This window comes from Streptomyces sp. NBC_01341, from assembly GCF_035946055.1.
Lineage (GTDB): Bacteria > Actinomycetota > Actinomycetes > Streptomycetales > Streptomycetaceae > Streptomyces.
On record NZ_CP108364.1, the window covers coordinates 4782228 to 4802437 of the forward strand.

17 protein-coding genes are annotated in these 20210 nt (G+C 72.3%); 5 read left to right on the plus strand and 12 right to left on the minus strand.

Features of this window, described 5'->3' with window-relative positions; genetic code table 11:
* Positions 1 to 5: 5 nt before the first annotated feature.
* The 3 genes from OG206_RS21140 to OG206_RS21150 are packed head-to-tail and all read right to left on the minus strand — an operon-like array spanning position 6 to position 4616.
* Positions 6 to 923, minus strand: coding sequence for a hydroxymethylglutaryl-CoA lyase (locus tag OG206_RS21140; RefSeq protein ID WP_327122350.1), 918 nt, complete (start codon positions 921 to 923; stop codon positions 6 to 8).
* Between the two features lie 17 nt (positions 924 to 940).
* Positions 941 to 2986 (minus strand): ATP-binding protein, encoded by a 2046-nt coding sequence (locus tag OG206_RS21145; protein ID WP_327118369.1) that lies wholly within the window; start codon positions 2984 to 2986, stop codon positions 941 to 943.
* 13 nt (positions 2987 to 2999) lie between these two features.
* Positions 3000 to 4616, minus strand: coding sequence for a carboxyl transferase domain-containing protein (locus tag OG206_RS21150; protein ID WP_327118371.1), 1617 nt, complete (start codon positions 4614 to 4616; stop codon positions 3000 to 3002).
* A gap of 110 nt (positions 4617 to 4726) precedes the next feature.
* Here OG206_RS21150 and OG206_RS21155 point away from each other — a divergent pair, with 110 nt between their 5' ends.
* On the plus strand, positions 4727 to 5341 hold the full coding sequence (locus OG206_RS21155) for an SACE_7040 family transcriptional regulator (RefSeq protein ID WP_327118373.1): 615 nt from the start codon (positions 4727 to 4729) through the stop codon (positions 5339 to 5341).
* Here the strand turns inward: OG206_RS21155 and OG206_RS21160 are convergent.
* Complete coding sequence (locus tag OG206_RS21160; protein ID WP_327118375.1) at positions 5338 to 5841, minus strand: MarR family winged helix-turn-helix transcriptional regulator; 504 nt, start codon at positions 5839 to 5841, stop codon at positions 5338 to 5340. The genes OG206_RS21155 and OG206_RS21160 overlap by 4 nt on opposite strands.
* 92 nt (positions 5842 to 5933) lie before the next feature.
* On the opposite strand from OG206_RS21160, the gene OG206_RS21165 reads away from it, so the two are divergent.
* A complete protein-coding gene (locus tag OG206_RS21165) occupies positions 5934 to 6293 on the plus strand; it encodes an HGxxPAAW family protein (RefSeq protein WP_327118377.1) in 360 nt (119 codons plus the stop codon).
* Positions 6294 to 6393: 100 nt separating this feature from the next.
* Positions 6394 to 7185, plus strand: a complete 792-nt coding sequence (locus OG206_RS21170) for a phosphatase (RefSeq protein ID WP_327118378.1) — start codon at positions 6394 to 6396, stop codon at positions 7183 to 7185.
* A 28-nt stretch (positions 7186 to 7213) separates the two neighbouring features.
* Here the strand turns inward: OG206_RS21170 and OG206_RS21175 are convergent, their stop codons facing one another.
* Positions 7214 to 8176: a helix-turn-helix transcriptional regulator gene (locus tag OG206_RS21175; protein WP_327118379.1), complete on the minus strand. Its 963-nt coding sequence runs from the start codon at positions 8174 to 8176 to the stop codon at positions 7214 to 7216.
* A gap of 65 nt (positions 8177 to 8241) precedes the next feature.
* Here OG206_RS21175 and OG206_RS21180 point away from each other — a divergent pair, with 65 nt between their 5' ends.
* On the plus strand, positions 8242 to 9390 hold the full coding sequence (locus OG206_RS21180; protein ID WP_327118381.1) for an epoxide hydrolase family protein: 1149 nt from the start codon (positions 8242 to 8244) through the stop codon (positions 9388 to 9390).
* Positions 9391 to 9403: 13 nt separating this feature from the next.
* On the opposite strand, the gene OG206_RS21185 is transcribed toward OG206_RS21180, so the two are convergent.
* From OG206_RS21185 to OG206_RS21200, 4 genes are all read right to left on the minus strand, one after another.
* On the minus strand, positions 9404 to 10636 hold the full coding sequence (locus OG206_RS21185; protein ID WP_327118383.1) for a cytochrome P450 family protein: 1233 nt from the start codon (positions 10634 to 10636) through the stop codon (positions 9404 to 9406).
* Between the two features lie 129 nt (positions 10637 to 10765).
* Positions 10766 to 11725, minus strand: a complete 960-nt coding sequence (locus OG206_RS21190) for a cation diffusion facilitator family transporter (RefSeq protein WP_327118385.1) — start codon at positions 11723 to 11725, stop codon at positions 10766 to 10768.
* Between the two features lie 28 nt (positions 11726 to 11753).
* On the minus strand, positions 11754 to 12629 hold the full coding sequence (locus OG206_RS21195; protein ID WP_327118387.1) for an acyl-CoA thioesterase: 876 nt from the start codon (positions 12627 to 12629) through the stop codon (positions 11754 to 11756).
* Positions 12630 to 12649: 20 nt separating this feature from the next.
* On the minus strand, positions 12650 to 13807 hold the full coding sequence (locus tag OG206_RS21200) for an acyl-CoA dehydrogenase family protein (protein WP_327118389.1): 1158 nt from the start codon (positions 13805 to 13807) through the stop codon (positions 12650 to 12652).
* A gap of 515 nt (positions 13808 to 14322) precedes the next feature.
* Here OG206_RS21200 and OG206_RS21205 point away from each other — a divergent pair.
* Positions 14323 to 14763 (plus strand): Asp23/Gls24 family envelope stress response protein, encoded by a 441-nt coding sequence (locus OG206_RS21205; protein WP_327118391.1) that lies wholly within the window; start codon positions 14323 to 14325, stop codon positions 14761 to 14763.
* 63 nt (positions 14764 to 14826) lie between these two features.
* Here OG206_RS21205 and OG206_RS21210 read toward each other — a convergent pair whose 3' ends face one another.
* Genes OG206_RS21210 through OG206_RS21220 form a run of 3 tightly spaced genes read right to left on the minus strand, consistent with a single transcriptional unit; the run spans position 14827 to position 20186 of the window.
* A complete protein-coding gene (locus tag OG206_RS21210; protein WP_327118393.1) occupies positions 14827 to 17154 on the minus strand; it encodes a glycoside hydrolase family 3 N-terminal domain-containing protein in 2328 nt (775 codons plus the stop codon).
* 39 nt (positions 17155 to 17193) lie between these two features.
* Entirely contained in the window at positions 17194 to 19128 is a 1935-nt protein-coding gene (locus tag OG206_RS21215; RefSeq protein ID WP_327118395.1) for a cellulase family glycosylhydrolase, read from the minus strand.
* Positions 19129 to 19184: 56 nt separating this feature from the next.
* Positions 19185 to 20186 (minus strand): LacI family DNA-binding transcriptional regulator, encoded by a 1002-nt coding sequence (locus OG206_RS21220; RefSeq protein WP_327118396.1) that lies wholly within the window; start codon positions 20184 to 20186, stop codon positions 19185 to 19187.
* Positions 20187 to 20210: the final 24 nt, after the last annotated feature.

Below are 20210 nucleotides of genomic sequence, written 5' to 3' on the forward strand. Positions count from 1 at the left end.
GTGCTTCACTCCTTGTGGGACAGCGCGCGGACAGTACGGGACGGGCTCGGGCGGCCCAGTTGTTCGGCCATCCACACGCTTGTGGCGGTGAGTGCGCCGAGATCGACTCCGGTGTCCACACCGAGGCCGTCGAGCATCCACACGAGGTCCTCGGTGGCGAGATTTCCGGTCGCGCTCTTCGCGTAGGGGCAGCCGCCCAGGCCGCCCGCCGAGGCGTCGACGGTGGTCACCCCGTGCTGGAGCGCGGCCAGGGTGTTGGACAGCGCCTGGCCGTAGGTGTCGTGGAAGTGCACCCCGATGGTGGCGGTCGGGACCCCGGCCTCGTTCAGTGCCGAGAGCAGGGCCCCCACATGGCCCGGGGTGGCGACGCCGATCGTGTCACCCAGGGACAGCTCGTCGCAGCCGAGGTCCACGAGGGCCTTCGCGACCCGGACGACCTGTGGGACGGGCACGGCGCCCTCCCACGGGTCGCCGAAGCACATCGACAGATAGCCGCGCACATGCACGCCGGCCTCCCGCGCCCGGGCGACGACGGGCTCGAACATGGCGAGCGACTCGTCCACCGTGCGGTTGAGGTTCCGGCCGGCGAACGTCTCCGTCGCCGAACCGAACACGGCGACCCGGCGCGCGCCGAGTGCGAGCGCGCGGTCCAGACCGCGCTCGTTCGGCACGAGGACGGGAAGCGCCGCGCCGATGTCACCGAGCATCGGGAACAGCTGCTCGGCGTCGGCGAGCTGGGGCACCCACTTCGGGTGGACGAAGCTGGTCGCCTCGATCGTGGAGAGCCCGGCCGCCGCGAGCCTGTGGACGAACTCCGCCTTCACCTCGGTCGGTACGACGGACTTCTCGTTCTGCAGGCCGTCGCGCGCGCCGACCTCATGGATGCGGACCCGGGACGGCAGCCCGGGGGCCGGCACCGTCATGGGCAGTCCGGTGCCGGTCACGACTCCTCCTTCGGGGCCACCACGGCCAGGATCTGGTCCATGGCGACGGTGGCTCCCGCGACGACGTCCAGCTCGGTGACGGTCCCGGCGTGCGGTGCGGAGATGACGTGCTCCATCTTCATCGCCTCCACGACCAGCAGGCTCTGTCCGGCGGCGACCTCGTCGCCGACGGCCACCTTCACCACCGTGACGGTCCCGGGCATGGGCGCGGCCAGCGTGTCCGCGCCGGAGCGGGCGGCGCCGCCCAGGGACGCCTCGACCGGGTCGTGGTCCTGGACGTGCCAGGTTTCCCCGTCCCGGCCGAGCCAGATCCCGTCCGGGGCCGACGCGCAGCTGAACACATGGGTCAGCCCGTCGGATTCGACGACGACACGGTGCCCGGACCGCTCGACGAGCCGGGCATCAGCCGAGGGGACCGGCGGGGGAACGGGACCGCAGGTGTCCGGCGTCCCCTCGCGCTCGCCCGCGTGGCCGAACGACAGGCGGGCGCCGCCTCCGGCATGCGTACGCAGCCCCACCCGCACCGGCTCGTGGCCCGGGACCCGGAAGTGGTGGAAGGTCTCGGCGGGAGTGCCGCCCAGCCGCCAGCCACTGGGCACCGAGAAGGGGTCGGTCCAGCCGGCCGAAGGCACCGGAGCCTGCCGCAGCAGCGCCGCCGTCGCGTACACCTCCTCCGGCACACCGTCCGGCACGAGACCGTCCGCCTCACGCTCCACGAGCCCCGTGTCCAACTCGCCCGCGGCGACCGCCGGATGGGCCAGCAGACGCCGCAGGAAGCCGGCGTTCGTCGGGACGCCGAGGACCACCGTGTCGGCCAGCGCGGCGCGCAGTCTGCGCAGGGCGGTCGCACGGTCGGGGCCGTACGCGATGACCTTGGAGAGCATCGGGTCGTAGGTGCTGCCGACCGGGACGCCCTCGCTGAGGCCCGAGTCGGTCCGGGTCCCGTCGCCCTGCGGTTCGTGCAGCGCCAGCACGGTGCCGCCGGACGGCAGGAAGCCGCGCGCCGGGTCCTCCGCGCAGACCCTGGCCTCGACGGCATGCCCGGTGAGGGTGATGTCGTCCTGGGCGTACGGGAGGCGCTCGCCCGCGGCGACCCGCAGCTGCCACTCCACCAGGTCGAGACCGGTGATCAGCTCGGTGACGGGATGCTCGACCTGGAGACGGGTGTTCATCTCCATGAAGTAGTACGAGGCCGGGTCGTTGCCCGGGACGATGAACTCCACCGTGCCCGCGCCGACGTACCCGCAGGAACGGGCCGCCTGCACGGCCGCCTCGCCCATCGCGGCCCGGGTCGCCTCGTCCAGCAGGACCGAGGGTGCCTCCTCGATGATCTTCTGGTGACGGCGCTGGAGCGAGCACTCGCGCTCGCCGAGGTGGACCACGGTGCCGTGACCGTCGGCGAGCACCTGGATCTCGATGTGGCGCGGCCGGTCGATCCACCGCTCCACCAGCAGGGTGTCGTCACCGAACGAGGCCCGCGCCTCGCGCCGGGCCGCGGCGATCTCGTCCGCGAGCAACAGCTCGTCGCGCACCAGCCGCATGCCCTTGCCCCCGCCGCCCGCCGACGGTTTCAGCAGGACGGGCATGCCGATCTCCCGGGCGGCCGTTGCCAGTTGTCCGTCGGTGAGTCCGCTGCCGGACGACCCGGGAACCACGGGAACACCGGCAGCGGCGACGGTCTCCTTGGCGCGGATCTTGTCACCCATCAGCGAGATCGCCGAGGCGGGCGGGCCGATGAAGACGAGCCCGGCATCGGCGCACGCGCGCGCGAAGCCCGCGTTCTCGGCGAGGAAGCCGTATCCCGGATGGACGGCCTCGGCACCCGTGCGGCGGGCGGCGTCCAGCAGCCGCTCCACCGACAGATAGCTCTCGGCCGCGGGTGCGGGGCCGATCCGCACCGCCGTGTCGGCCTCCCGCACGTGGCGGGCGTCCGCATCGGCGTCGCTGAAGACGGCGACCGACCGTACGCCGAGTTCGCGCAGGGTCCGGATGACCCGGACCGCGATCTCGCCACGGTTGGCGACCAGAACAGTGCTGAACATGGAAGTCCTCACATCACATCCGGAAGACGCCGAAACTGGGCTCGGCCAGCGGGGCGTTGGCACACGCGGTCAGGGCGAGACCCAGCACCTGTCGTGTCTCCGTCGGGTCGATGACACCGTCGTCCCAGAGGCGGGCGGTGGCGTAGTAGGCGTTGCCCTGCTCCTCGTACTGCGCGCGGACCGGATCCTTGAAGGCCTCCTCGTCCTCGGCGGGCCACTCCTCGCCGCGCCCCTCGATCTGGTCCCGCTTGACTGTGGCCAGCACGGACGCGGCCTGTTCGCCGCCCATCACGGAGATCTTGGCGTTGGGCCACATCCACAGGAAGCGCGGCGAATAGGCCCGGCCGCACATGGAGTAGTTGCCCGCGCCGTAGGACCCCCCGACGACCACGGTCAGCTTCGGTACCCGGGTGCACGCGACGGCCGTGACCATCTTGGCGCCGTGCTTGGCGATGCCGCCGGCCTCGTAGTCCTTGCCGACCATGAAGCCGGAGATGTTCTGCAGGAACACCAGGGGGATGCCGCGCTGGTCGCACAACTCGATGAAGTGGGCGCCCTTCTGGGCGGACTCGGCGAACAGGATGCCGTTGTTCGCGACGATCCCGACGGGGTGGCCGTGGATCCGGGCGAAGCCGGTGATCAGCGTCTGGCCGTACTCCGCCTTGAACTCGGCGAAGCGCGAACCGTCCACCACCCGGGCGATGACCTCGCGGACGTCGTACGGCGTACGCGAGTCGACCGGCACCGCGCCGTACAGCCCGGCCGGATCTGCCTCGGGCTCCTCGGCGGGCTCCACGGACCAGGGGAGCGGCCCGCGGTCCGGGAGTGTCGCGACGATGTTCCGCACGATCCGCAGCGCGTGCGCGTCGTCCTCGGCGAGGTGGTCGGTGACCCCGGACGTGCGGGAGTGCACCTCGCCGCCGCCCAGCTCCTCCGCCGTCACGACCTCACCGGTGGCGGCCTTCACGAGCGGCGGGCCGCCCAGGAAGATCGTGCCCTGGTTCCGGACGATGACGGCCTCGTCGCTCATGGCGGGCACATAGGCGCCGCCCGCCGTGCAGGAACCGAGGACCGCCGCGATCTGGGGGATGCCGGCGCCCGACATCCGCGCCTGGTTGTAGAAGATCCGTCCGAAGTGGTCCCGGTCGGGGAACACCTCGTCCTGCATCGGGAGGAACGCGCCGCCGGAGTCCACGAGGTACAGGCAGGGCAGCCGGTTGTCGAGGGCCACCTCCTGGGCGCGGAGGTGCTTCTTCACCGTCATCGGGTAGTACGTGCCGCCCTTGACGGTCGCGTCGTTGGCGACGATCACGCACTCGCGGCCGCTGACCCGTCCGATCCCGGCGATCACACCGGCCGCCGGCGCGGCACCCCCGTACAGCCCCTCGGCAGCCAGCGGGGCCAGCTCCAGGAAGGGCGAGCCGGGGTCGAGCAGCGCGTCCACGCGCTCCCGGGGCAGCAGCTTGCCGCGCGCCACATGCCGGGCGCGGGCCTTCTCACCCCCGCCGAGCCGTGCCGTGGCGAGCCGCGTGCGCAGCTCCTCGGCGAGTGCGTGATGCGCCGCCTCGTTGGCCTGCCAGGCCTCCGAGGCGGGATCGGCCGCACTCACCAGGACCGGTGCCTGCTGCATCCTGTCGAGCCCCCTTGCCCGTACCGCAGTAGTCGGATGAGAGTTAATGAGCGTTAACGCATTGCGCTCAGGTTAACGAGCGCTAACCCGCCTGTCTAGAATGAATCCTCATGAGCACCCATGCCGCCGCCCGAGTCGCGGCTCCCACCCGCCGCGAGCAGATCCTCCGGGAGGCCGCCCGCCTCTTCGCCGAGCGCGGCTTCCACGGTGTCGGGGTCGACGAGATAGGGGCGGCGGTCGGCATCAGCGGGCCCGGCCTGTACCGGCACTTCCCGGGGAAGGACGCCATGCTCGCCGAGCTGCTCGTCGGCATCAGCGAGCGCCTGCTGGCGGGCGGGCGGCTGCGCGTCACCGAGGACGGAGCCTCCCGGGGGAGCTCCCCCGAGGCGCTGCTGGACGCCCTCATCGAGGGCCACATCGACTTCGCGCTGGACGACCGGCCCCTGATCACGCTCCACGACCGCGAGCTGGACCGGCTGCGCGACACCGACCGCAAGCGTGTGCGCCAGCTCCAGCGGCAGTACGTCGAGGTCTGGGTCGAGGCCGTGCGCGCTCTCTATCCCGCTCTCGCGGAGGGTGAGGCCAGGGTCACCGTCCACGCGGTGTTCGGCCTGCTGAACTCCACGCCCCACCTCACCCGCCCCGAGGCCCTTCCGGACCGCTCGGCGACCGCCGCGCTGCTGCACCGGCTCGCGCGCGGCGCGTTCGCGGCGGCCGCCGTCTAGGCGTCGGGCCCCGGACCGCCCTCCCCGGCCCTGATCTCGTCCAGCGACTCCTGCAGGGCGGCCCGGGCGCGGCCGAACCAGTCGGCCAGTACGGCGATCTCGTCGGGCCCGTAGTCGGCGAACAGGGTGCCCAGGCGGGCGTAGAACGGGCCGTACACCGCGAGGACGCGTTCCTGTGCCGATTCCTCCATCACGACGTGCACCCTGCGCCGGTCGCCCGGGACGGGCTGCCGCCTGGCGAAGCCGGCCCTCTCCAGCCGGTTGAGCACGCCCGTCACCCCGCCGGTGGTCAGCCGTGCGCGTTCGGCGAGGTCGCCGGCGGCCAGCGGTTCCCCGGACAGGGCCGCCTCCATCACGAAGCCGAGGCAGGTCAGGTCGGTGGTGTTGAGGCCGAGCCGCCCGGCGATGTCGTGCTGCCCGAACTGCGCCAGCGCGATCATCCGGTCCATCGCCTGCAGCGCCTGGTCGGCCGTCGCCTCCGGGCGCTTCTTGCCGTTCACGCGGATTCCCCTTAGTATCTAAGTTACTTAGTTTATAAGCTATTGGCCGGGTGACCACCGGTCGCTGAACTATCACATCCCGAGGAGCCGACGTGAGCGCACACGGTGACCACGACCTGGGCCACACCGTGGCCGGCTGGACCGGTACGGCCATGGGCGTCCTGGGCGGCGCGGTGCTGGGGGCGGGGGTCGTCACCGCCTCCGCGGCGGTCCTGTGGGCCGGGGCGGCGGTGGTCGTCCTGGCGGCGCCGGCCTGCTGGGTACTCCATCTGGCCGGATGGGGCAAAGCCACGGGGCCGCGCCCGAAGGCGGCCCAGGACTGGCGCGTCAGGGACACCGGGGTCCGCCCCGGCCACCCGGACTGCCTCGGCTGCCGGATGGCCGGACGGGGCCGGTCCCGGGCGGCCGCCACCGCCGATCCGGCACCGGCCTCCCGGCCCGCCGCGGTGTGAGGGCCGCGCCCGGCCCCGGAACCGGCGCGACGGGATCTCATCGGATTCCGCGGTACGGGACGCCCGGCACGTGGCGCGCCCCTGACGGCACAATGGGTGCATGCCCATACCCAGCCGCGCCGCCCTCGTCGAGCACCTCGTCCGCACACGTATCGCGGGCGATGTCGCCACCCCCCGGGACAACAACCTCTCCCACTACCGCCAGCTCGCCAACGGCAACCGCCATTTCTGGCTGGGCGTGGAGCTCGGTGACCGGTGGACCGACGAGCAGGACGTGCTGGCCGTGATGGCCGAGCGGTGCGGCGTCGTCGACGACCCCGAGCACCGGCAGGGGCAGGACACCATCGACCCGGAGCTGACGGTCGACGCCCTGGACCGGATGGCGGCCCGCCTGCGGAAGGCGGCGGCAGACGGCGAGCGGGTGCTGTTCGCCACCGGCCACCCCGGCGGACTGCTCGACGTCCACCGGCAGACCGCGAACGCCCTGCGGGCCGCCGGATGCGAGATCGTCAGGATCCCCGGCGGGCTGATGGCCGACGAGGGCATGGTCTTCCAGTTCGCCGACGTCGCCGTGCTGGAACGCGGGGCCACCCTCTGGCACACGCACTCCCCGGTCCCCATGGCCACCATCCTGGACGCCCTGGAGCGCGAGGGCCGGCCCATGCCCGACCTCGTCGTGGCCGACCACGGGTGGGCCGGGTGTGCGGGGCAGCGCGGCATCGACTCGATCGGCTACGCGGACTGCAACGACCCCGCACTCTTCCTCGGGGAGGCGGAGGGCACCCTCCAAGTCACCGTCCCGCTCGACGACCACGTCGCCGACCCGCGGTTCTACGACCCGATGACCGAGTACCTCCTGGACGCCGCCGGACTGCTCCCCGCCGACGCGTGACGAGCCGTGAGCCCCGGCGCGCCGGGGCTCAGGCCCTCGTCGACCGGGCGTAGCGCCCCGCCAGCTCCTCCAGATGACGGACCAGCTCGGGCGGCCCGGTCACGGTGAAGTCGAAGCCCAGCATGCCCAGGTGGACGCCGAGCGAGTCCAGGGAGTCGGCGCCGGTGTCCAGGACACAGGTGTCCGCGTCGACGGGCTCCACCGTGCCCACCGCCGGGTTGATCCGCTCCAGCACGGCGCGGGCCGGGGCGTGGACCGTCACCCGGGCGCGGTGGCGCCACGCCGCCGCAGACGCCTTGCCCGCGACGTACGCCGCCGCGTCGCCCTCCGGGTCCCGGCGGGGCGCGAAGCGCGGACCGGCCGGCAGCAGCGGGGTGAGCCGGTCCACACGGAAGGTGCGCCAGTCGTCGCGGTCCACGTCCCACGCGACCAGGTACCACCGGCGGCCCCAGTTCACGACGCGCTGAGGCTCCACCAGGCGGCGCGCCGTGGCGCCCGCGTGGTCCCGGTACTCCATGCGCAGGCGCTCGTGGTCACGGCAGGCGGCCGTCAGCGTCATCAGCAGCTCGGTGTCGGTGTGCGGCGCGGGCCGGTCGGCCGGGACCGGGACGGCGTACTGCTGGAGGGCGCGGACCCGGCGGCGCAGCCGCGAGGGCAGGACCTGCTCCAGTTTGGCCAGGGCCCTGCCCGCCGTCTCCTCCGTACCGGCCAGGGCGCTCCCGGAGACGTTGCGCAGGGCCACCGCGACCGCCACCGCCTCGTCGTCCTCCAGGAGCAGCGGGGGCATCGCGCTGCCGGCGGCGAGCCGGTAGCCGCCCGTCGAGCCGCGCGACGCGTCCACCGGGTAGCCGAGGGTACGGAGCCGCTCGATGTCGTTGCGCACGGTCCGGCCGCTCACGCCGAGGCGCTCGGCGAGTTCCGTACCGGGCCACTCACGGGGGGTCTGCAGCAGCGAGAGCAGCCGCAGGAGGCGCGCGGAGGTTTCGAGCATCGGGATGCGGCCCGCCTGTCTCTTTAGGAATGAACCGTGCCTATATGGATCCTAGAATTCCACTCATGGAGAACAGCAACAACACCGCAGCTCAGCCCGTCCGTTCCTTCCGGGTCGACATCCCGCAGGCGGACGTCGAAGACCTGCGCGACCGTCTCGCCCGCACCCGCTGGAACACCGGCGTGGAGGGCGTCGGGGACTGGTCGCGCGGCGTGCCCGCCGACTACCTCAAGGACCTCGCCGCGTACTGGGCGGACGGCTTCGACTGGCGCAAGGCCGAGGCGCGGCTCAACGACTTCCCCCAGTACGTCACCGAGATCGACGGCCAGGACATCCACTTCGCGCACGTCCGCTCGGACCGTCCCGACGCCACCCCGCTGCTCCTGATCCACGACTGGCCCGGATCGTTCGTCCAGTTCGTCGACGTCATCGAACCGCTCTCGCGCGACTTCCACGTCGTCGTCACCTCCACCCCCGGGGTGGGATTCTCGGGCCCGCTGACCTCGCCCGGCTGGAACACCGGCAGGATCGCCCGGGCGTTCACCGAGCTCATGACCCGCCTCGGTTACGACCGCTACGGCGTCCAGGGCAATGGCGGCGGGGCATGGACCGCGGGCGAGATGGGCCGGATCGCGCCCGGCAGCATCATCGGCATCCACGTGAACGGCCTGGTCACCTTCCCCTCGGAGGACCCCGCGGACTTCGCCGGCCTGACGGAGTCCGAGCAGACCCGGCTGGAGCGGCTGCAGCGGTTCCGCGACGACAAGATGGGCTTCAACGCCATCCAGTCGACCAGGCCGGACACGGTCGCCTACGGCCTGAACGACTCGCCGGCCGGTCAGCTCGCCTGGATCGTCGAGAAGTTCAAGGAGTGGACCGACACCGCGAAGGAACTCCCCGAGGACGCGGTTGACCGGGACACCCTGCTCACCAACGTCAGCGTGTACTGGTTCACCGGCACCGCGGGGTCGTCGGCCCATCTCTACTACGAGATGGCCCACGACCCGGCCGCCTGGGCGCCGAAGGAGCGCGGCACCGTCCCCACCGCCGTGGCCGTCGCGCTCCCGTCCGACGTCGCCGTCCGCCGGTTCGCCGAACGCGACCACAACGTGGTCCGCTGGACCGAGTTCGACCGGGGCGGCAACTTCCTCTCCCTGGAGCAGCCCGAGCTCCTGACCGAGGACGTGCGGGAGTTCTTCGCGGACCTCGGCTGAGAGCCTGCCGGGGTCAATCCTCCCGGGGACGCAGGCGCACGGGCAGGGACCGGTGGCCGTTGCTGATCAGCGAGGCCACCGGTTCCAGGTCCTGCTCCGGCGCGGCGAGTCCCGCCTCCGGGAACCTGTCGAAGAAGCGGGACAGCGCGACCTCGCCCTCCATCCTGGCCAGGGCGGCCCCCAGACAGAAGTGGATGCCGTGTCCGAAGGCGAGGTGCTCCTTGGTGATCCGGGTGACCTCGAAGGCGTCGGGGTCGTCGTGCCAGTCCGGATGGCGGTTGGCGGCCGCGTAGGAGGCGAGGATCGCCTCCCCCTTCGCGATGTGCCCGCCACCGGGCAGCGGTATGTCGGCGACCGCATAGCGCAGGGGGAGGTGTTTGACCGGCGGCGAGTGTCGCAGCGTCTCCTCCACGACGTCCAGCCATGTCGCGTGCCCCTCGCGCACGTGGGCCAACTGCCCGGGGCGGGAGAGCAGCAGCGTGATGGCCTGGTCGATCAGGTTGACGGTGGTCTCGTAACCGGCGTTGATCATCAGCAGGAGCGTGTCGCGGAGTTCCTCCTCGGACAGCCGCCGGCCCTCGGCCCCCTCCTCGCTGAGGCGGATCAGCGCGGAGGCCATGTCCTCACCGGGCGCGGCACGCTTGGCGGCGATCAGGGCGTCCAGCATGGCGTACAACTGCGCGGCGTTCCCGGCCGCTTCGGCGGGCGTCAGGGTGGTGTCGAAGACGTCGTTGACGAGAGCGCGGAACTCGTCGGCCCGGCTGTCCGGCACGCCCAGCAGGTGTCCGATGACCGCGATGGGCAGCGGATACGCGAACCGCTCCCGCAGATCGGTGACGTCGCCCGGGGGTACGGCCTCCAGGCCCGCCAGGAGTCCGTCGACGATGCCCTCGACGGTCGGCCTGAGCGCGGCGACGCGACGTGCGCTGAACGCCGGGGCGACGGTGCCGCGCAACCGTCGGTGGTCGCCCCCGTACGCGGTGAACATGTTCGTCGCGGCGACCCACAGGGCCAGCGGCCAGGTCTGGACGGCGTCCTCGAAGCCGGGCCAGTGACGGCGGGCGTCCTTGGAGACGTCCGGGCTCGTCAGGAGGTTCTTGAGCAGCGCCGGGTCGGTCACCGACCAGGCGGGGACACCGAGGATGTCGATGCGCGTGGCGGGCCCCTCGGCCCGTAGGAGCCGGTGTTCGGCGTCCGCGTCGCGGGCGGCGGGGTCGAGCACGACGGGGGCGGGGTGCTGGTCCATGGCCGGGTCTCCTCGTCTGCGAAGAAATCGGCAGGTTTCTACCCGTCACCACCAGCCCGGACCCGGCGCCTTGACGCACGTCCGCGTTCCGGACCGCAACCGGCGCACGGGAAGCCGCCCGCGTGCGGCTCAGCCCTCGGAGCGCGCCGCCGAGCGCTGTGCGCGCCCCGGTGTCGGATCCAGGTACACCCGCCGGATCGACGGGTAGCGTTCCCGCAGCTGCTGCTCCGCCTCCTCGCACGCCCACTCGACCTGCGCCGCCGTCGACGCGTCCCGGAAGTCGACCTTCGCCGCGACCAGCATCTCCGACGGTCCCTGGATCAGCGTGGTCAGCTCCAGCACCTCGACGATGTGCGGCACGGACAGCAGCTCCTCGCGCACCCCGGCCCTCATCTGCGCGGGCAGCGGCCGGCCGATCAGCAGCTGGGCGTTCGCCCGGCAGAGCACCCACGCCACGTACACCAGCAGCACGCCGATGAGGATCGACGCGACGCCGTCCCACACCGCGGACCCGCTCACCTGTCCGCCGAGCAGGCCGCCGGCGGCCAGGAGGAGGCCCGCCAGGGCCGCGGAGTCCTCCATCACCACGGCCTTGACCGCGGTGTCGGGGGTCCGGTGGAGATACGACGGCACGGGCACCCGCAGCCGCGCCGCCTCGCCCCGCACCTGCCGGAGCCCCGTGCGCAGCGAGAAGCCCTCCAGCAGGAAGGCCACCGCGAGCACGATGTACGAGACGAGCGGGTCGCCCAGCTCCTCGCCCTTCACCAGGGTGTGGATGCCGTCGTAGAGGGAGAACACCGCGCCGCCGACGAACGTGGCGACGGCGGCGAGCATCGCCCAGATGTACCGCTCGGGGCCGTATCCCAGCGGGTGGTCCTCGTCGGCCGGCTTCTCGCTGCGCTTCAGGGCGGTGAGGAGCATGACCTCCGTGACGGTGTCGGCGACCGAGTGCGCCGCCTCCGAGAGCATCGCGCTCGACCCGCTGATCAGTCCCGCCACCAGTTTCGCCGCGGCGATCCCGAGGTTCGCCACCGCCGCGACGACGACGGTGAACGTGGACCCGCCGCCACCGGCCTGCTCGTCACTCATGGTGGGCAGTATGTCCGAACGTGTGGCTTCAGTCCCTCGGGACGCGGACCAGGCCCTCCTGGATGACCGTGATGGCCAGCTTCCCGTCGGCGGTGTAGATCCTGGCCTGGCCGAGACCGCGGCCGCCGGACGCCGAAGGCGACTGCTGGTCGTAGAGCAGCCACTCGTCCGCGCGGAACGGGCGGTGGAACCACATCGCGTGGTCCAGGCTGGCCCCCACGACGTCCCCGATCGCCCAGCCGCCGCGCCCGTGGGCGAGAAGGACCGAGTCGAGCAGGGTCATGTCGGAGACGTACGTCGCCATGCAGACGTGCAGCAGCGGGTCGTCCGCCAGTTTGCCGTGGGTGCGGAACCAGACCTGTGAGCGCGGCTCGCGCGGCTCACCCGCCGTGGCGAACGGCGGCGCGTCCACATATCTCAGGTCGACCGCGGCCCGGGCCTCCAGCAGACGGTCGACCATGCGCGGATCGCTGAAGCGGCCGGCGTACCGGGGCAGCATCTCCGCGGCCGTCGGCAGCGTCTCGGGGTCCGGGGCGGCGGGCATGTCCGCCTGGTGGTCCATGCCCTCCTCGTGCACCTGGAAGGACGCCGAGAGGTGGAAGACCGGCTTGCCGTGCTGGACCGCGACGACCCGGCGCGTGGTGAACGAACGCCCGTCGCGGATGCGGTCCACGGTGTAGACGATCGGCGCCCCCGGGTCCCCCGGACGCAGGAAGTACGCGTGGAGGGAGTGGGCACCACGGTCGTCGGGCACCGTGCGCCCGGCGGCGACCAGGGCCTGGGCCGCGACCTGGCCGCCGAAGACGCGGGGTACGACCGCAGAACGGCTCGTGCCCCGGAAGATGTCCTGCTCGATCCGCTCCAGGTCGAGCAGATCGAGCAGGGAGTCGAGTGCTGCGCTCATGGAGGAGAACGTAGCCGCTCTCAGAGGCCCATGGACTTGGCGATGATCGACTTCATGACCTCGCTGGTGCCGCCGTAGATGCGGTTGACCCGGTTGTCCGTGTAGAGGCGGGCGATCGGGTACTCGTTCATGAAGCCGTAGCCGCCGTGCAGCTGGAGGCAGCGGTCGATCACGCGGTGCGCGACCTCGGTGCAGAACAGCTTCGCCGAGGCGGCCTCGGCCGGCGTGAGCTCGCCGGCGTCGAGGGCCTCGATGGCCCGGTCGCAGACGGCCTCGGCCGCGTCGACCTCGGCCTTGCAGGCGGCCAGCTCGAACTTGGTGTTCTGGAACGACGCGACGGTCTTGCCGAAGACGGTGCGGTCCTGCGTGTACTGCTGGGCGAACCGCACGGCGGCCGCGGCCTGCGCGTAGGCGCCGACGGCGATGCCCAGGCGCTCCTGCGGAAGGTTCTGGCCGAGGTAGGAGAAGCCCTTGTTCTCCTCGCCGAGAAGGTCCTCGACGGGCACCTTGACATCGACGAAGGCCAGTTCGGCGGTGTCGGAGACCTTCAGGCCCAGCTTGTCGAGCTTCCGGCCGACCGAGTAGCCCTCGGACTTGGTGTCGACCACCAGGAGCGAGATGCCGTGGCGGCGGTCGTCGGCCCTGGGGGCGTCCGTGCGGGCGCAGACGATGACCTTGTCGGCGTGGACGCCACCGGTGATGAAGGTCTTGGCGCCGTTGAGGACGTAGTGCGTGCCGTCCTCGGAGAGCTTGGCGGTGGTCTTCATGCCGGCCAGGTCCGAACCGGTGCCCGGTTCGGTCATGGCTATCGCGTACATCGACTTGCCGGAGACGAAGTCGGGCAGCCAGCGCTTCTTCTGCTCCTCGGTGGCGTACGCCTTGAGGTACGGCAGGCAGAGCAGGACGTGGACGCCGGAGCCGCCGAAGGAGACGCCCGCGCGCGCGGTCTCCTCGTAGAGCACCGCTTCGAACTTGAAGGACTCCTCGCCCGCGCCGCCGTACTCCTCGGGCACCTCGATGCCGAAGATGCCCAGCTCGGCGAGCTTGTAGTAGAAGTCGCGGGGCGCCTGGCCCGCCGCGAACCACTCGTCGTAGACGGGGACGACCTCGGCCTCGATGAAGGCGCGGATGGTCTCCCGGAACGCCTCGTGGTCCTCGTTGTAAACCGTACGGCGCACGGGGTGCCTCCTGGTGTCAGCTTCGGCTTCGTTCGCAGTGGCTAAGCGCTTGCTCAGGCCAGGTCAAAAGTTACCCGGCGGTCACGGTGGCTGTCCAGGGTGATGCTGAGCACGCCGCCGCCCTTTCCCGGCAGGGGCTGTCAGTGGCGAGGGGGAGGATCGGCCGGAGATCACCGAGCGGATCGAGGCGCGGTGGCAACGCGGGTCCGGCCGCGCTGTACGCGCTGACAGCGGTCGCCGCGGAGGCCGGTGTCCTGCACGGCCCCGCCCGGGTGCCGTCCGGGGGCGAGGGCGGACCACGCCCCCGGACGGTGGAGGTGAGGGCTGGTTCCGGACCCTCGGCGTTGATTCGGAGCCGGGCCGCCCCCGGATTGGTCATGGATCCCGGGTCGCGGAGAGTGGAGGCACGCAGCACTGTGTAGCCCCGATGGCGGTACGTGGCGGGCGGGCGCACAGTGAAACGAGGGGCCGGTGAGAACGAGCCGGCCCGTCGTACCGACACCTGTGAGGCAGTCATGGCTGATGTGGACGGGAATGCGGAACGGACCGGACGCGGCACGACCACCATCTCCGACAACGTGGTGTCCACCATCGCCGGAATCGCCATCCGCGAGACGGACGGCGTGCACTCGGTGGGCAAGGGCGCCTCGAAGGCCCTCGGCGCCGTCACCGGCAGGGTCTCCGGATCCAGCGGGGCGGGCCGCTCCATCAAGGTGGAGGTGGGCGAGAAGCAGACCGCGATCGATGTCGACATCGAGGTGGAATACGGCATTCCGATCCACGAACTCGCCGACCGGATCAGGACCCATGTGACGGACGCCGTCGAGACCATGACGGGTCTCGAAGTCGTCGAGATCAACATCAACGTCTTCGACGTCCACGTCCCGGGCGATGACGACGACGAGGACGAGGACGAGGGAAAGAGCTCGCGCGGGCAGTCCTCACGCGTGCAGTGAGTCCCGGGACGCCGCACAGCCGGGCGCGGAACGGCCGGCTCACGGCGTGCGGCCGCTCACGCGTCACCGTGAGCCGGGCGCCGCCGTCACGGAGAGCCGCGCCTCCCTGGTGTGGCCGGACGACCGTCCGGTCCCGATCGCGAACTCGCCCGGCTCCACGGCCCAGCGCCCGTCCTGTGTGAAGGAGGCCAGGGTGCGCGCGTCGATGGTGAAGGTCACCTCGGTACTCGCACCGGCCGCGATCTCCACCCGGACGAAATCGCGCAGTTCGCGCACCCGCGGCCACGTCGTGCCGCCGAGCACCCTGCGCACGTAGAGCTGGACCGTCTCCGTCACCGGCCGTTCGCCCGTGTTGGAGACCCGCACCACGCAACGCACGGGCCCGTCCCCGCCGTCCGGTGCGAGCGCGTCGGCCCCCACCGCCGCACGGGACAGCCGTGGGGCGTCGTAATCGACCGTCGTGTACGACAGCCCGTGGCCGAACGGGTGCCGTGCGGTGGCGGGCTGGTCGACGTAGCCCCGGTAGCCGTGGTCCTTCCCGTTGTAGAACACGGGCAGCTGGGCCGCCGAGCGGGGTACGGAGACGGGTAGCCGCCCCTGCGGCTCGGCCCCGCCGAACAGTACGTCCGCCACCGCCTTGCCGCCCCACGGACCGGGATACCAGGCGCTCAGCACCGCCGCCGCCCGGCCGGTGAGGTCCGGCAGGGCGTGCGGCCGGCCCTGGACCAGCACCACCACCACCGGGGTGCCGGTCGCGACGACCGCGTCCAGCAGCGCCGACTGGCCCTCCGGCAGGCTGAGTTCGGCGAGGTCCACCCCCTCTCCGCAGGTCATCTCCACGGGGTTCCCCGAAGCGACCACGGCGGCCCCGTTGGCGTCGAAGCGCGTCCCGGACTCCCGGGCACTCGATCCGCCCAGCACCAGCACCACCACATCGGCCGAGGCGGCGACGGCCACCGCCTCGGGCACGCCGGACCGGTCCCCGCCGACGAGACCGCAGCCCCGCGCGTACACGACGTCGGTGCCTGCGGGCGCCGACGCCCGCATACCGGCGAGCACACCGACACCCGTGCCGGGTCGCTGCGGGGCGGTGTAGTCGCCGATCTGCTGCGGCACGGAGTCGGCGTTCGGCCCGATGACCGCGACGGTTCCGATACGGCGGCCGGCGAGCGGCAGCGTCGCTCCGTCGTGTTCCAGGAGGGTGACGGACTCGCGGGCGACGCGCTCGCTCAGTCGCTCCAGGCGCCCGGGGGCCGGGGGCCGCGCGGTGGTGTAGGGGTTCTCGAAGAGGCCGAGGCGGAATTTGAGCGCCAGCACGCGCCCCACCGCCGTGTCGAGCGCGGACTCGTCGACCAGGCCCCGGCGGACCGCCTCCGCGAGCCGCGGGTAACAGTCGTCCCAGAGGCTCAGGTCGGTCCCGGCCCGCAGCGCCAGCGCGCCCGCCGCCACCGGATCGCCCGCCATCCGCACCAGCCGGTCGATCGCGAGGCCGTCGGCCATCACCAGGCCGTCGAAGCCCCACTCCTCCCGCAGGATCCCGGTCAGCAGGCGGTGGTTGGCCACACAGGGGACACCGTCGAACTCGTTGTACGCGGCCATGAGGCCCGCCGCACCCGCCCGTACGCCCGCCAGCGCCGCGACCAGATGGATCTCCCGCAGCTCCCTCTCGCCCAGCTCCGTCGCCGCGCTGTTGCGACCGCCGACCGTGGCCCCCTGCCCGGCGAAGTGCTTCAGGACGACGGCCGCCCGGCCCGGGGCGATGGTCTCCCCGGCAGGACCCTGCACACCGCGCACCAGCGCCTCGGTGAAGCGCGCCGCCAGATGCGGATCCTCGCCGAAGCACTCCTCCGCCCGCCCCCAGCGCGGGTCCCGCACCAGGTCGAGTGCGGAGACCAGCGCGACGTGCCCCCCGCGGGCCCTGAGTTGCGCGGCCGCGAGGGCCGCCGCCTCCTCGTACAGCTCCGGGTTCCAGGTGGCGCCGACCGCCAGGTTCACCGGCAGCACGGTCCCGTCCAGCGCCTGCAGACCGTGCGGCATCTCCTCGACCATCAGGACGGGGATGCCGAGCCTGGTGCTCTCCACGACGTGCCGCTGCACGGCGTCGGCGACCCGTGCCCCGTCCGCCGCCCCGATGCCGGTCTCCGCCGTCACACCGGACCAGGGATCGGCGCGCTGCAGTCCGTACAGCGCGCCCATGCCGTCACCGGCAGCCACCTCCGCCCGGAACGCGTCCGTCAGCCGGTGACCCGAGGCGGTGCGTTCGTACGCGTCCCAGCCGTACATCCGCTGGTTGACCTGGCCCACCTTCTCGGTGAGCGTCATCCGCGACAGCAGGTCACGCACCCGGTCGGCGACGGGCATCGCGGGATCGCGGAACAGGGGCTCGGACATCGGTGGCTCTTCTCGGGGCGGTCGGGCGGGACGGGACGGTCAGCGCAGCTCGAGCACGCGCACGCCGTACGGGGCGAGGGTCACGTCCCGCAGCGGCTCCCCGCCGGTCAGCTCGCGCAGCTCCCCGTCGGCGACCGGGCGCACGGTCAGCTCCTCGCCCGACTGGCTCACCAGCCAGACGAAACGGCTGCCGTCGTCACGCACCAGGGTGTCGGCGCTGACGTAGGGGGTGTCGACCGTCACCGGCCGTGCAGCGCCCGCGAGTTCCGCGAGCGCCGCGTACAGCCGGTGGGTCTGCTCCGGGTTGGCGCGTGCCGTGCGGGCCGCCATGTGCTCCAGCGGGTACGTGGCCAGGACGGTACGGCCCGCGCCCGTCTCGTACCGCAGGAGCGCGGGGCGGCCGTGCGCGTCGGTGGCCACGACCCGCGCCCCGTCCGGGACGACCGGCAGATAGGCGCGGCTGTCCTCGTTGCCCGCGACCGGGAAGGCCAGCACCTCACCGGCGGATATGCCGCCGAAGTCCTCGGTGAACGTCATCTCCAGGACGTCGTCCTCGATCGGTTCGGCAACCCCGTAGGACAGCTGGAGCTCCACCCCGAACAGCCCGTCCAGGTCGTGGAACCACGGGCCGCGCGTGGTCGGATACTCGCCGGAGCAGAACGACAGGTAGACCGTCGCCCCCTCCTTCGCCCGCCGTTCCAGGTCCCGGCGGGTGCGGGCCGTCAGCTGGCGGGTCGACGGCAGCAGATACAGCGAGGCATCGTCCGGCAGTCCGTCCGCCTCCCGGGCGAAGGCCACCGGCAGGTCCGCGCCCCGCGCGGCCACGTACCCCTGGTGCAGCGAGGTGAAGATCAGCGGGCGGTCGGCGGGCCGGCTGTACGGGTAGCCCCGCTCCAGGAACGCGGGCACGACGAGCGCCGCGTCGGCGTCACCGCGGCGGCAGCGCGAGAAGTCGACCTGCTCCAGCACCTTCGCGAAGGAGGCCAGTTCGCGCAGCGGCGCCTTGGGCCGCCCGGTGCTGTCGGTGATCCCGAAGTGCATCTCGAAGGGGTGGTGGTCGTACGGCGACTGCTCCCACAGGCCGTCGTAGTCCGTGTTGTTCCAGGCCATCCAGCCGGTGGCCCCGCCCAGCAGCGAGTTGTGGAGGGTCTGCCGGTAGAAGATCCCGGCGTTCGCCGCCGAGACGGTGTCCGTCGAGAGCCCGAACTCCTCCAGGACGACCGGCTGTCCGGTCACGGCGGCCAGCTCGCACTCGAACGCGGCCCGGTAGTGCTGCCGCGGCCGGTCGGTGTCGGATCGGTAGACGTGCGGCCCGACGAAGTCGACGTACTCGGCGGTCTCCCGCAGCGAGAAACCGTTGTCGCGGCCCGTCACCTCGATCCCCCAGGCCCCGTCGCCGAGCGACACCGGCTGGGTGCCGCCCGCCGCGCGCACGGCGTCGCACATGAACTGCGCCCAGGCGGTGACGACATCGCTGGAGGGCGGGTCCACCTGGTAGATCCGGCCGTAACCGGGCATCTCGTTGGTGATCAGCCATCCCGTCACCGCCGGGTGGTCCTTGAAGCGGCGGGTCATCTGCGAGACGAACCACGCCTGCCGGCCGACGAGCCACACGTCCTCGTACAGATCCCGGTCACCGCGCCAGGCCGGATCCCAGTTCTCGCCCGACATGTGGCCCACGATGAAGGTGGGGACCGTGCCCATCCCCTGCTCGTGGTGGGCGTCGAGGAAGTCGTGGAAGCGGTCGCAGAGTTCCTCGTCGATCCGTCCGGGCTCCGGGTGGAAGTCGGGCCAGTAGAAGAACGAGCGTGTCATGTTCAGACCGTGCTCCCTGAGCACGGTCAGCTCCTCGCGCACCGTCTCCGGCTCGTAGTTCCGCCACATCAGCGGACCGCCGGTACGGGACCAGAAGTTGGCGCCGAGCCACGGAAGGACGGCGGAGTCGTGGGTGAGCTGGGCGCTGTGGCGTCGCATGGTGCTACGGGTCCTCTTCGATGTGCGGGGGTGGTGCCGGAAGTGGTTCCGGCGGTTCAGACCGGGGTCGGGAGCGGGCCGGTCGAATCCCTGACGACCAGACGGGGCCGGCCGTCGAGTACGGGTGGGGGCACGTCCTCGCCGCACTGGGCGAGCAGCGCGCGGGCCGCGGCGGCACCGACGCGCTGCACCTGCTGGTCGACGGTGGTGAGCCGCGGATGGACCCAGCGGCCGAGCGAGAGGTTGTCGTACCCGACCACCGACAGGTCGTCCGGTACCCGGAGCCCGGCGCGCTGCGCCGTGCCGATGCCGCAGACGGCCATGGAGTCGTTGGGGAACACGAGCGCCGTCGGCCGCCCGGGCAGCGCGAGGAGATCCTCGGTGACGTCGACGGCGGCCTGCTCGGTGAAGTCGCTGTGCCGCACGGCGACCGGACTCAGGCCCGCCTCGGCCAAGGCATCCTCGAACGCGGCCAGCCGCAGCCGGGTGTGCAGCAGTTCGGCCGGGCCCGCGACATACGCGATCCGCCGGTGTCCGAGGTCCAGCAGGTGGGCGACCACCTCCCGGACCCCCGCTCCCTGCTGACCGAGACCCACCCGGAGCACGGGCGATCCGGGGTCCGGGGCACCCAGCAGCACGGCGGGCAGGCCGATGCCGCGCAGCAGCGCCGGGCGCGGGTCGTCGGCGCGGGCGTCGGTCAGGACGGCCCCGTCTATACGGCTCTCCGCGACCAGGCGTTCGTACAGCGCGTTTTCCTGGACCATGTCGGCGACCAGGTGGAGCAGCAGGCCGTAGCCGCGCGGCGCGAGTTCGCCCTCCAGACCGTTGATCAGCTCGCTGAAGTGCGGGTCGGAGCCGAGCACATCGGTGGGCCGCCGCACGACGAGCGCGATCGTACGGGTCCTGGCCCGGCGCAACGCGGTCGCGGACGCGCTGGGCGACCAGCCGAGTTCCGTGGCCGCGTCGAGGACCCGGCGGCGGGTGGCCTCCGAGATCCGGCCCGTGCCATTGACGGCCTGGGAGACCGCGGCGGTCGACACTCCCGCGGCGGCTGCCACGGCCTTGATCGTGGGGCGTACGGC

Excerpts from the sequence above, each read along its gene's own strand:
- OG206_RS21205 (WP_327118391.1), top strand. The coding sequence starts at position 14,323 with ATGGCTGATGTGGACGGGAATGCGGAACGGACCGGACGCGGCACGACC.
- OG206_RS21145 (WP_327118369.1), bottom strand. The coding sequence starts at position 2,986 with ATGTTCAGCACTGTTCTGGTCGCCAACCGTGGCGAGATCGCGGTCCGG.
- OG206_RS21185 (WP_327118383.1), bottom strand. The coding sequence starts at position 10,636 with ATGGACCAGCACCCCGCCCCCGTCGTGCTCGACCCCGCCGCCCGCGAC.
- OG206_RS21180 (WP_327118381.1), top strand. The coding sequence starts at position 8,242 with ATGGAGAACAGCAACAACACCGCAGCTCAGCCCGTCCGTTCCTTCCGG.
- OG206_RS21195 (WP_327118387.1), bottom strand. The coding sequence starts at position 12,629 with ATGAGCGCAGCACTCGACTCCCTGCTCGATCTGCTCGACCTGGAGCGG.
- OG206_RS21170 (WP_327118378.1), top strand. The coding sequence starts at position 6,394 with ATGCCCATACCCAGCCGCGCCGCCCTCGTCGAGCACCTCGTCCGCACA.
- OG206_RS21215 (WP_327118395.1), bottom strand. The coding sequence starts at position 19,128 with ATGCGACGCCACAGCGCCCAGCTCACCCACGACTCCGCCGTCCTTCCG.
- OG206_RS21175 (WP_327118379.1), bottom strand. The coding sequence starts at position 8,176 with ATGCTCGAAACCTCCGCGCGCCTCCTGCGGCTGCTCTCGCTGCTGCAG.
- OG206_RS21210 (WP_327118393.1), bottom strand. The coding sequence starts at position 17,154 with ATGTCCGAGCCCCTGTTCCGCGATCCCGCGATGCCCGTCGCCGACCGG.
- OG206_RS21150 (WP_327118371.1), bottom strand. The coding sequence starts at position 4,616 with ATGCAGCAGGCACCGGTCCTGGTGAGTGCGGCCGATCCCGCCTCGGAG.
- OG206_RS21190 (WP_327118385.1), bottom strand. The coding sequence starts at position 11,725 with ATGAGTGACGAGCAGGCCGGTGGCGGCGGGTCCACGTTCACCGTCGTC.
- OG206_RS21155 (WP_327118373.1), top strand. The coding sequence starts at position 4,727 with ATGAGCACCCATGCCGCCGCCCGAGTCGCGGCTCCCACCCGCCGCGAG.
- OG206_RS21140 (WP_327122350.1), bottom strand. The coding sequence starts at position 923 with ATGACGGTGCCGGCCCCCGGGCTGCCGTCCCGGGTCCGCATCCATGAG.